This is a genomic window from Nostoc sp. FACHB-152, from assembly GCF_014697475.1.
Taxonomy (GTDB): Bacteria; Cyanobacteriota; Cyanobacteriia; order Cyanobacteriales; family Nostocaceae; genus Nostoc_B.
The window spans coordinates 288,700-301,460 of record NZ_JACJRV010000003.1 but is presented as its reverse complement, the minus strand read 5'-3'; the positions used below and the strand labels follow the sequence as shown (position 1 = coordinate 301,460).

Sequence of the window (12,761 nt, the reverse complement as noted above, 5' to 3'; positions counted from 1 at the left end):
ACCATGCATTTAAATGCCGGTTATTATTTCTAAACTCCAGTTATAAACAAGAACGCGATCGCGTCCCATTGACTTTGCCTGATACAATGCTTTATCTGCCGCAATGATCATTTCTTCACACTCTGAACCTGGCTGGGGAACTATTGTCGCAACTCCAGCGCTCAAAGTGACATGAGAATTGACTGAGGAACTGCTGTGAGGAATTGCCAAACTAGAGACAGCAGAACATATTTTCTGGGCAACTTGAGTAGCTCCGGCGACATCTGTATTAGGCAGAATTACTGCGAATTCTTCCCCACCATAACGGCTAACTAAATCAACGGAGCGTCTAGCCGCATCTTTGATGGCTTGAGCAACTTTTTGCAAACAGCGATCGCCTACTCGATGACCATAAGTATCGTTGTAAGATTTGAAGAAATCAACGTCACAGAGAATCAGCGAAAGGGGCTTTTGCTCCCGTGCCATGCGCCGCCATTCTTGATCAAAATAAACTTCAAATTTCCGGCGGTTAGCTACTTGAGTTAACTCGTCAATAATAGCTAATTTTTGGAGTTCTTGAGTTAAAAGTTCTTGTTGTTGTTGTAACTGAGATTGATGAATCAACCTTTTTATGCGCTGAAGCAACACTGGCCAATGAATTGGCTTAGTGACATAATCTATGGCTCCTGCTTCAAATGCACGATCAACTGATTCTTGATCATCTAATCCTGTAATCATCAAAACAGGAATATACTTACTAAAATCAAGAGATTGCAATTGTCGGCAACACTCAAATCCGTCCATTTCTGGCATCATTGCGTCTAGGAGGACTATATCAGGATGCAATTGCCCAAAAACAGTTAAAGCCTCTTTTCCATTTTGGGCTTCTACTGTTTGATATCCTGCCCCTTCTACAAACAGTCGCAATTGGATTCTATTTAATCGCTCATCATCAACAATTAAAACTAAATTTTTATGGTTTTCAATTGTGTTATTCACAAGTACTTTATTTATAATATTTTTTCAAATTAGAAAATATATTTTAACAATAGATTAAATAAATCTTGAGTTAAAAAAACGATGCGATCGCTTATACTGTCTCACTTTAAGTTTGATACAAATAGGCCGCAGGGGGCAGGGGAGCAGAGGAGAAATTGTTTGTATCATTTATTTGGTGAAATGGTATTATTTTTAACTTGGCTGGCTCCATCAGTTTCATCGAGGGCAAGAACTACAGGAGGTTTCTTGTGAATTTTATAGTGAGTCATTTTGCCTATGAGGATGTTGTAACTGTAAAGCAAATACTACCCTTTGATACTCTGTTTCGAGCTTTGTCACTACAGTATAAGCACTGAGTATAAAATCAGTCTTAGCCATCATTTCTAATTCATGGCATAGTTCGGCAAGAGGCATAGCACCGATAGTCACACTCAAAGATTTTAGCGAATGAGCAAAACTCCGAAGTTCAGCCGCATCTTGTTTGTTAACTGCCTTCTGAATCGCAAGGAGTCTTTGTGGAGCATCTTCTAAATAGCAATCAATAAACTGTGCCAAAATTTCAGCATCATCACATATTGCATCTTTTAAATCTTGAAAAATTTGGACATCAATAGCTGGAGTTTGCAGAGATTGTTTTTCAACTTCCGAGTGAGAAATTAATTCATCCTGGCTGATAATAGCTATTGATTTTTGATGATCACTATCTAAAGAATGCAAATCTTGATATTTCTTTAAAGCTTGAACTAGAGCCTCCATCCGAATTGGTTTACTAATATAGTCATTCATCCCAACGCTAAGACATTTTTCCTTATCGCTTTGCATAGCATGGGCAGTCATGGCAATAATCCAAGGTCGGCTGTTCTCTGACCATTGTTGACAAATTTCCTGCGTCGCTTGCAAACCATCCATTTGAGGCATTTGCACATCCATAAAAACCAAATCATAGGGTTGTTGGTGCAAAGCTGACAGTGCTTCTAATCCGTTATTTGCTATGTCAGGGCGATAGCCTATGCGCTCTAGCATCCGTATAGCTACCTTTTGATTTAAAGCAACATCTTCTACTAAGAGAATGCGTAATGGTCGTTGGTTTAACCCAGAATCAGATTTTGGTAAAGATAATTTTGTCGGTAAGAGAGAAATTTTTTGTTCACACATGGTCTGCATAAATACGTTATAAAGCTGCGATCGCTTAATTGGTTTATTGAGAACAGCCACAAAACCTAGTTTTTCTCTATGCTCTTTCTGGATTAATTTTTCAACCGAACTCAGCATTACCAAAAGCAAGTTTTGACACGCTGGTAAGGAGCGAATACGTTCTGCCAAAGTTAAACCGTCCATATTTGGCATTTGGATATCTAAAACTGCAATATCAAATTGCTTACCGGAGTTAATTAATTCCAAAGCTTGTAAACCTGATTCCACTGAGTGAACAATCATTCCCCAATTAGAAGCTTGTAAACTAATTACTTGTCGGTGAGTTGCATTGTCATCAACGACTAAAAGACGTTTTCCAGTTAAATCTTGAATTAAATTAAAATCAATTATTTCGCAACTAGAAGCCGCCTGAGCCATCAGTGTGAAATAAAATGTCGAGCCAACTCCAACTTTGCTCTCAACCCACATTGAGCCACCCATCATTTCACACAATCTTTTACTGATTGCTAAACCCAATCCAGTACCGCCGTATTGGCGAGTCATTGAGGAATCAACTTGGGTAAAAGCTTTAAATAGCCTATCCATCCGCTCTTGGGGTATACCAATGCCTGTATCTTGAATGGCAAATTGAATTTTGTATTGGTTTTGGCTAATGTCTTGATTGACGATTACAGAAACAACAACTTCGCCATTTTCGGTAAATTTGATCGCATTATTAATCAAATTCACTAAAATTTGTCGCACTCGCGTTACATCCCCAACAATTGTGATTGGGGTTTGGATATTCATTAAGTAGGCTAACTCTAGATTTTTAGCAGCCGCTTGAGGTGATAATAGTTCTAATGCTTCTTCTATGCAATAGCCCAGATCGAAAGGATATTCCTCTAAATCTAATTTACCGGACTCAATCTTAGAGAAGTCCAAAATATCATTGATGATCGTCAACAAGCCATCACTGCTAGTGCGGATAATTTCGACAAACTCTTGTTGTTGAGGACTCAAGTCCATATCCAGCAATATCCCTGTCATCCCAATAATGACATTCATCGGAGTGCGGATTTCGTGGCTCATCATGGCCAAAAATTCACTTTTAGCTCTATTTGCGGCATCTGCTTCGCGTTTTGCCTGCTTCAAAGCCCAGTTTTTCCAAGTGAGTTCTTCTAACCGGCGAGTCTCTTGCTCTAGTAAGTATGCCTGTGCTAGGGCGATACCTAGTTGCGCTGCAACTGCTTCTAATAATTCTATGTCTTCGGGAATCCAAGAGCGAAAATGGCTGTAATGTTGTAGTGCTATGATTCCATTAGGATTTCCTTGATCAGAGATTCGGACTGCTAACATCGACTTTAGTCTGGTCTGCTGAAAAATGGGTTGAGAATTTTGCAGTGAAGAATCTGCGTATACATTATCAGAAGCGATCGCCACATCTTGTGCTAAAAGTTGTTTAACATAAAGATTGGCAGCACTGGGAAGCTCAATTTCTACAGTAGAGTTTTCACCAGGGACAACATAATCTGCAACTAAAGGAATTCGCGGGTTGGGATCTTTCAGGTAAGAGTAAATTGCACAGCGATCTACTTTCAATGCTTGTCCAATTTGAATAGCAGCTGTTTCAAAGATTGTTTTAGTGTTCAGGCTTTGACGAATTTGTTGAGTAATTTGTTTGAGTAGCAGGGTTTGGCGAAGTTGTCGTTGCAGTGCTTCTTGAGCCTGCTTGCGCTCGGTGATATCCTTCATAAAGCAGTGATGCCCAACAAATTGCTGCTGTTCATCGTAAGCAGAGATCATCACTAGCTGTTTATAAAAAATAGTCCCGTCTTTTTTAATTCCTCTGGCTTCAACTTCTACTCTGCCATCCCTAAGCATTTGATTATACGCACCCATCATCCGTTCAACATCATCAGGATGAACTGTCAGTTGCCACTCCATGCCTAGCATTTCTTCGGGTTGATAGCCTGTAATTTTGGCATAGACTGGGTTAACGTCTGTATAGCGTCCTTGGGGATCAAGTTGGGAAATTCCTTCTACTGCGTTCCCCAGGGCAATACTGATTTGTCGCAGTTGAGCTTCCGCGTGTTTGCGTTGGGTGATATCTTCCACTATGTATGAAAGTCGGGGATGTTCACCAGGGCGGGTTTCAACCGGGCAAACAGTTGCAGATAGCCATTTTGGGCCATCAGCAGTTTCGTGTGGATACTCGAATTTTACGGAAGCTTGAGTTTGGATGGCTGTTTTATATTTACTAAGCCAGAGGTTCAGGTGCGATCGCGGTACTCCCAAGTCTGTGGCAAACTGATTTTGTATCGCCTCTGGAGTTGTGCCAAAAAACTGTGCTGAGGTGAAATTATCTGAAAGATGCCGAACATCGTTGTCGTGTAACTCAACAATCCCCATCATCATTGCACCACTGTTAAAGAAACTGCGGAGGGTAGATTCACTTTGCAATAATGACTCTTGTGCGGCTTTGCGATCGGTAATTTCGACAACAACAATGCCAATGCCTATCGGCTGGCTGGTTGGTGACAGAATCGGAAAGTAAGAAGCTAACCAAGTTCTAACTAAACCTGGAAATTTAGCAGTTTTTCCATTTACCTCAAAATCGAGAACAGATTCCCCGGTAGTTAAAACACGCTGGAATACTTGCTCCTGCTGCGGTGCTAAATCAGGAACAATCTCCCAAGGTGTTTTGCCAATATGCTCTGTGGCTGCGACTCCATTAATTTCGGCCAATGCTTCATTAATTACCAGAAAACGCAATTGGCTATCCAGCACCGTAATGCCAACAGGTGCGCTAGTAATAAATGCGTCTAACATCTGCTGTTTTTGAACTACTTCTTGCTCAAGTGCTTTGCGATCGCGTAGCGCAGCTTGCTGTTCGCTAATATCATGTAATATGCAAACTGCACCTAGTTGTCGCCCCTGAGCATCAAGAATAGGTTGGGCATTTGCCATCACAATGCGTGCTTTTCCATGCTTTGGAGCCATGATCATTTCCACATCATGGACTTGTTCTCCTTGCCAAGCTCGAAAAAGTGGAATATCCTCCTTTGATATTGGGGTTTCACCATCAGGTAAGTAAAGATCGCAGTATTGCAACCATTGTTCGGGCAATGTGAGTTGTTGAGGTGTATTTTGCCTATGCCAGTTGTGGATAGTGCGATTAGAAAGCGTCAAAACACCTTCCGCATTACAAGCCATGATTCCTGCTCCCACATTGTCGAGCAGAACTTTCAGGAATTCTCGCTCTTTTTGCAATGTCTCCTGGGTCTGCTGACGCTCAATTTCAGTTTTAATCCATTGCGCCATGAGCTTGAGCAGTTCTTGATGAGCAGATTTAAATTTTTCTGCCCGTGGTGTATGGCTAGAAAAACTGAGAGTAATATAAATTTCATTTGTAACTGATACTCGCATTCCCAAGTAAGATTCCATGCCAAATGCACTATAGGCAGGATGGTTTTTCCATTGAGAATTTTTTGTATGTTCAATCGTTAGAGGTTCATCTCTATCTAAAACCTCATAACAGAAAGTCTGTTTCACATCAAAGATATCACCTTTGTTGAGGGTATTATTAGGCGATTGGGCAGCCATCACTTCATAGCGGTTATCTTGTAGACGAGCTAAGATACCAAACTCAAGATTAAATAACTGGCATCCCATCGCTATTAGCTGTTGAATGCGCTCTTCAAAATTAAGATGCTGGGCAGATGTAATCTCATACAGCGATTTGATGGCTGCTTCGTTTTCTTTGAGGTCTAGTTCTTTTTGTTTGACTTGAGTAATGTCAAGGCGAATTGCTAAATAACTAAAAGGCTTACCATCATCATCTAAGAATGGCACAATCGTCGTATCAACCCAGTAAAATGAACCATCTTTTGCTCGGTTTTGAATTTCTCCTTGCCAAACTTTACCACTAGAAATTGTTGACCAGAGTTGCTTAAAGAAAGCGGGTGGATGATAGTCTGATTTAATCAGTTGATGGGTTTGCCCAATCAATTCTTCCTTAGTGTATTGCGAGAGTTCACAGAAATTATCATTGACGTAGGTAATAATTCCGCGATGATCTGTAACTGCCACAATTCCTGGTTGATCAAGGGCAAATTTCTGAAATTCTAATTCACGTAGAGTTTTGTTTAGTAAATGTTTAGCTTCTTTACCCTTTGTAATATTTCTACTAATACCTAAAAATCCAAAATATAAGGTCAACGCTGAAGACCAGGCAATAAAAAGTCCTCCAATCAGAAAAAAAGTTGGTAAGAGCGATCGCTTATGATCTAAAAAAGCTAAACTATGTAAATTTTGCCAAACTAAAAAAACCACAATTGAAATAATAATACCAATTGCGACCGCCAGCGATCGCGGCTCAATAAACTTAAAAAATTTGAATAAATGATCCAAATAGCTTTTTTTCATTGTTAACCCTGGTTTTGCAGTAGGTTTAGTGTTCCCTATGCTTGACCCTGGCTTATTGGTTATGTAGAATTCCTCAGTTTTATTTAATAAAGCAGAGGTGATATAGGAATCCGATTTGATGACTGAACATACTTGTGTAGAGAGGCAATAGGCAATAGGGAACAGTAAAGAAGGAATAAAAGGATACTGAGTTTTTTTCAGAAATCAAATATGAATCCTATAGTATCAACCAAAATATTGATGCGATCGCTGCGGCAGAAATCAAATACAGCGTTTTCGGTTGAGTGCAGTAAGCGATTAAGCACCTAATTTGCAGTTCAGACCACAGGGGAGCAGGGGAGTGTAAATAACTATTGCCTGTTGCCTGTTGCCTATTGCCTATCACCTATTGCCTTCCTATAGTTGATTAATACAAGAACGATTACGCCCTTGGGATTTAGCTTGATAAAGGGCTTGATCTGCGGACTCAATCAAATCTAAAGAAAGCATCTCAATTTGAGGAATTACAGTCGCAATGCCAATACTCAAGGTGATGTGTTGCTTCACAGCCGATGCAACATGAGGAATATTTAGCTGTTCAATAGCTTGATGAATTGCTTGGGCAACCTGAAAAGCACCATAACTATCAGTATTTGGTAAGATGACTACGAATTCTTCTCCGCCATAACGAGCAGCTAAATCTGTAGCACGCTTAACAGTTTGTTTAAAAGCTTTAGCAACAAGGCGCAAACAATCATCTCCGGCGGTATGACCGTAGGCATCGTTATATTGTTTAAAATAATCAATGTCGCATAACAGTAACGAGACACAACCTTGTTCGCGTAAAAGATATTGCCATATACGTTCTAGCCTGCTATCAAAACATCGGCGATTGGGTATTTGGGTTAATTGATCTACCATCGCTATATTTTCCAGTTGCTGGTTAGCAAGCTTTAATTGGTGATACAGTTCTGCTTGCTGAATGGCGATTTCTAGCTGTGTTGCTAGTTGTTGAAGTAGTTCAGTTTCCCAAGCTTGCCACTTATGCGGGGCGTTGCAATGATGAGCCACCAAAAGTCCCCAAAGTTTATCACCTTGTAAAATTGGTACAAGTAACTTGGCTTTAACCTGTAACTGTTCTAATAACTGGATATGGCAATCAGCAAATCCGGCGGTGTAGATGTCTGAAGTAGGTTTGAGCTTACCTGGTAGACAAATCTGTCCTTGCGTTTGGACAATATAATCATCTGTAATTTCTCTATTCAGCAGAGTTTGCCAACCGTCTGCCACTGATTCACTGATTACTATACCACTCCAATCTGGATAAAAGCGGTAGATAATGACGCGATCGCTTTGGAGAAATTGTCTGACATCAGCAACAGTTGTGTTCAATATTTGATCTAAATCTAATGATTGACGGAGACGTTGTGCGATCGCACTCACCATCCGTTCTCGTTCCATCTGCTGTTGCAGTGCTATTTCAGCCTGTTTACGGGCTGTAATATCTGTAAATGATCCCACCACGGCATAGGGCTGTAACTCATTTGGTTGAAATAATGGTTGAGAATTAATCGAAATCCAAGTTAAACTGCCATCAGGTTTGTAAACTCCCATAATGACATTAAATTGGGGCTGTCCTGTACGTAACGTGACGACGGTAGGATGAGTTTCACCAGGAAAAGGAGAACCATCCTCATGAACTGCGCGCCATCGCTCATCGATGGAAGCGCGACCCATCATTTGACTAGCTGTTAATCCTAAAATTCTTTCGGCACTGCCGTTACAAGCAGTAATGCTGCCATCTGCTTGCTGTAAGACAATACCTTCTGCCATCGTAGTAATGACAGAACGATAGCGTTGTTCACTTTCTCGCAACGCTTCTTCCATCCGTCGGCGTTGAGTAATATCAATATGCGTTCCCAGCATCCGTAGGGGAACACCATCCTCTGAACGAGTCGAAACTTGCCCCCGGTCTAGAATCCACTTATAAGTTCCATCTTTGCACTGGACTCGATGTTCACTGACATACTGTTGCGTTTCACCGCAAAGATGCTTGTTCAACTCCTCGTAAACTTGCCATTTATCATCAGGATGAATCCGTTGCTCCCATTCCGTGATGGTGTTTTCAATCTCATGCTCTGCAAACCCTAACATTTCCTTCCAACGACGAGAGAAAAACACCTCATCAGTTTTAATATTCCAGTCCCAAACGCCATCACCGTTTCCTTCCAAGGCATATTGCCATCTCTGTTCACTAGCTTTGAATGCGGCTTCGATGCGTTTACGTTCTGTGATGTCTTCAAAAATGTAGAGTCTGCCAAAATATTTATCTGCACTATCTCGAATTTGGCTGGAAAAGCGGCGAATTGTACGCCCATCCACAAATAAAATTTCATCCTCAATTGAGCCGCGATTTTCTTGAGGCTGTAATGATGGACAAGATTCAAAAAATGCTGGTAAGTCGGCAATTAACGGTATACAGTCAGGGATGATATCCTTGTTTTTTAAAGTACCTAATCGCATCCGATTTTCTAAATGTTTGATGCCCCAAATTTCACAAAAGCGATGATTGAAATAGAGAATTTCGTCGGTACGATTGTCAACTACAAAGAATCCCAGCAAAGAAGTCTCTGTCATGGAACTCAGCAAAGCTGAACGCCAGCGTAACTCGTCTTCTACACTTTGGCGTTCTTTTAAAGCAGTTTGCTGTTTATTAATATCCTTTTCGTTAACAAGAATCAGGGACTTACCTGTGACGGGATCGCGGGTGCATCGTATATCCATCCCATGCCATCGAATCCCTTTATTAGTGAACACCTGGGTTTCAATATTGAACACCTCACCTAACTGAATCGCTTCTATAGCCTGTTGCCTAACAGTGGGGTCAACAAAGTGACTCAGGAAAACATTCTGAGTTGATAGATTCGGGTGTAAGGTATCTCCGTAACAATCCTGGGCTGCGGGATTTTGCATCAACGGTACACCATCCATTGTGTAGAGCGATATCATCACTTTGGTATGGCGCAGTGCTTCAATTGAGCGCAATGTTTCTTGTTCGATCGCATTGACAGTTTCCAGGCTTCCTTCAACTAGCATTGCCATTCGCCCTGGTTCGATTTCAATTCCAGAAAAGAGGCAGCGAACCCAAACAGGTTTACCTTCTGGATAAAATGTCCAGTTTTCACTGATGGTTTGTCCTTGCTGAAATTTTTGCAAATAGGTTTGCAGCCGAATCCGAGTAGATTCAGAAACATCACTGAAGTTGCGCTTGAGCAGTTCTTCTCGACTTTGCGCGTTCCAAATAGTAAGAGCTGCTTTATTCGCCCAGTACATCTGCAATTTCTCAATATCGTAAATCCAAGTTGGAGTTTGTAATCTGTCAAAAACTATCAACTCTGCGGCTGATAGATGCTTTGGTAATACTGTTTCTGTTGTAATGGGGTTTCTACGGTTTTTGTGCAGAGTTCTTTTAATTGGTTTCAACTTCAACTTGGGTGGAACTGTCAAATTTTTATAGTGTTGATTCAGTTGTAGTAATCTCTGGGGCTGTTGTGTTTGCCTAACAGCTATTCCTAGTTCTGCTGCTAACAGATTGAGATATTCAATTTCTAAAGAACTCCATTGACGTGAACTGCTACACTGATGGGCAATCAGTAAGCCCCATAAATGAGAAGATTTACTATAAGTTAGCGTAATGTTCTGACTATTGACTAAAATAGGTACTACTAAATTAGCTTGAACCTGCAAACTAATTAATAGCTCTTTGTAACAAGGCTTAAGCGTTTGAGTATGAATGTCCTCAATAACACTTATCCGTCCCTGTTGATATTGCTCTAGCCATGTCATCTGGAAGCAAGGATCATAAATGAACTTTCCTCTCAGGGGTTTCCAGGCGGGGTTGACAGACTCTTGGGCTATTACTCCATCTCCATCAGGCAAAAAGCGATAGATAATTACGCGCTCGCTTTTTAAAGTGTTTCTGACTTCGCTGACGACGATGTTGAGTATTTCATCCAATTCACGTGATTGGTGAACTCGTACAGCCAGCATCTTTATTTGATTAAGGATTTGCTGTAACCGAATTTCAGAACCCGGTAGGCTATTAGAGGGCATGGCAATATTCAAAGAGTATGCTGGCACAGTAATAATACTGAGACTTTTGTATTTAATATTTATTTAAAGTACGATAATTATAAAATATGAGAAGCAAAATTTAAATTCAAGTTAACATTTGGTAATTCGTAAAACCTTTAACATTAAAGCATTTATCGCAGACTAAACTTAATTTTCTCCTCAAATTTATCTGGTACGTATTACTTAATTGTTTATTGTATAATTTTTTTAATAAAATATAAAAGGCCTCTTCTGTTGTGCAGAAAACTCAATGCAGATGGTGTACTAGTTCACGCTAAAAAATTTGTAGCCTTGGGCTAAACTAAGTATGTCGGCGTGAATATAGATAGTTAGGATAAGGCAGGGGTAATGCGGGTGTTCGCCTAGTTCATTTTTCTTCACATAGCTTTGTTTTTCCTAGTTACTCTAATTAATTCGCATTGTTAGCCCAAATATCTCGCATTTAATAAAATTACTTGAAACAAATGTGTTTCTTGAAAGCAATTATACTGGCGACAAATAAAACCAAAAACTCAGTTCTATTTACTTTTTATATTTCCTTTGTTTATAGAAAATACAGCAGATTGCAGGTAAATGAAGTAAAGATTTGAAGAACAAAGTCATATATTAGAAGATTTTTAACCCTATTGCCTATTGCTTTTTGCCTATCCCCTGCTGTATATAGCCTGTTGTTTGTTTAACCTTGAATCAAGTTAATTCCGTGCCTAATCTGCAAGAAACACATTTAAACCGCGCCCGCGCTAGTCTCAGACAAGCTTTATCTTGGTATGGATATCTTCGCAAGTCAGGACATCTGTCATCTAACCCAAAATTGGCAGGTTTGGTAAAACCAGAATTAGACGCTTTAAATGCCACACTCAGTAAACTGGACTCTAATTTAATTAAAATTGCTGTCTTTGGTTTGGTGAGTCGGGGAAAATCGGCCGTATTGAATGCTTTGCTAGGAGAGAAGATTTTACAAACTGGGCCTTTAAATGGTGTAACGCAATGGCCGCGTTCTGTCAGATGGCAACCACCAGGGGGCAAGATAGTAGTAGAGTTAATTGATACACCGGGACTAGATGAAATTGCTGGCGAGTCACGGGCGCAAATGGCAAAAGAAGTGGCGCGTCAGGCAGATTTAATTTTATTTGTGGTGTCTGGCGATATTACTCGGACTGAATATCAAGCATTGCTAGATTTACGCCAGTCACAAAAACCCCTGATTTTAGTATTTAACAAAATAGACCTTTACCCCGATACTGACAGATCTGCAATTTATCAAAACTTACAGCAGCTTGGTGCCGGACATCCTCAAGCCCAGCCTTTGTTACCCGATGAAATCGTGATGGTGGCGGCGGAACCTGCACCAATGGAAGTGCGCGTTGAATGGCCTGATGGGCGTGTGAGTTATGAATGGGAAACACCACCACCGCAAATCGAAGAACTTCAGCAGACAATTTTAAATATTCTCAATCGTGAAGGCCGATCGCTCCTGGCCTTAAATGCACTTGTACAAGCACGAGAAGCTGAAGCTGCGATCGCTCAGAAAACTATCGATTTACGCGAACAAGAAGCAGAAGAAATTATCTGGCAATTTACTAAATATAAAGCTTTAGCCGTAGCATTAAATCCTATCGCTTTCTTAGATATTCTCGGCGGAACTTTTGCTGATTTAGCTTTAATTCGGGCTTTAGCACGATTATATGGTTTACCGATGACTAGCTATGAGGCGGGGAAAATTTTAAAGACGATTTTAACCAGTTCTGGCGGCTTATTGCTGGGAGAATTAGGCAGTAGTTTTGTTTTAGGATTAGGTAAAAGTACTGCGGCGATCGCTAGTGGTGATAATCCCGTAAATATTACTAGCTTTGCTGGCAGTGCGATCGCTCAAGCCGGAATTGCTGGTTATGGTGCTTATTCTGTCGGTAAAGCCGCCCAAGTTTATCTAGAAAAAGGTTGTACTTGGGGACAACTAGGAGCTAGTACCGTCATTCAAGAAATTCTCTCTCAAGTTGACCAAAATACAATTCTGTATCGTCTGCAACAAGAATTAGGTTTGAAATATTGAGAATTTCTAAGAATTATTTACCTAATTGTTGCAGTTGATAATTCTTCGTCAACTTGTA

General features: G+C 40.4%; 4 protein-coding genes. 1 reads left to right on the top strand and 3 read right to left on the bottom strand.

Annotated elements, in window-relative coordinates; genetic code table 11:
* Positions 1-9 precede the first annotated feature (9 nt).
* The 3 genes from H6G76_RS05105 to H6G76_RS05095 form a co-directional block, all read right to left on the bottom strand.
* Positions 10-978 (bottom strand): PleD family two-component system response regulator, encoded by a 969-nt coding sequence (locus H6G76_RS05105; protein WP_190696316.1) that lies wholly within the window; start codon positions 976-978, stop codon positions 10-12.
* Positions 979-1,233: 255 nt separating this feature from the next.
* On the bottom strand, positions 1,234-6,540 hold the full coding sequence (locus tag H6G76_RS05100; RefSeq protein ID WP_190696313.1) for a PAS domain S-box protein: 5,307 nt from the start codon (positions 6,538-6,540) through the stop codon (positions 1,234-1,236).
* Between the two features lie 396 nt (positions 6,541-6,936).
* Positions 6,937-10,659: a diguanylate cyclase domain-containing protein gene (locus H6G76_RS05095; protein WP_190696310.1), complete on the bottom strand. Its 3,723-nt coding sequence runs from the start codon at positions 10,657-10,659 to the stop codon at positions 6,937-6,939.
* A gap of 694 nt (positions 10,660-11,353) precedes the next feature.
* Here H6G76_RS05095 and H6G76_RS05090 point away from each other — a divergent pair.
* On the top strand, positions 11,354-12,703 hold the full coding sequence (locus H6G76_RS05090; RefSeq protein WP_190696300.1) for a GTP-binding protein: 1,350 nt from the start codon (positions 11,354-11,356) through the stop codon (positions 12,701-12,703).
* Positions 12,704-12,761: the final 58 nt, after the last annotated feature.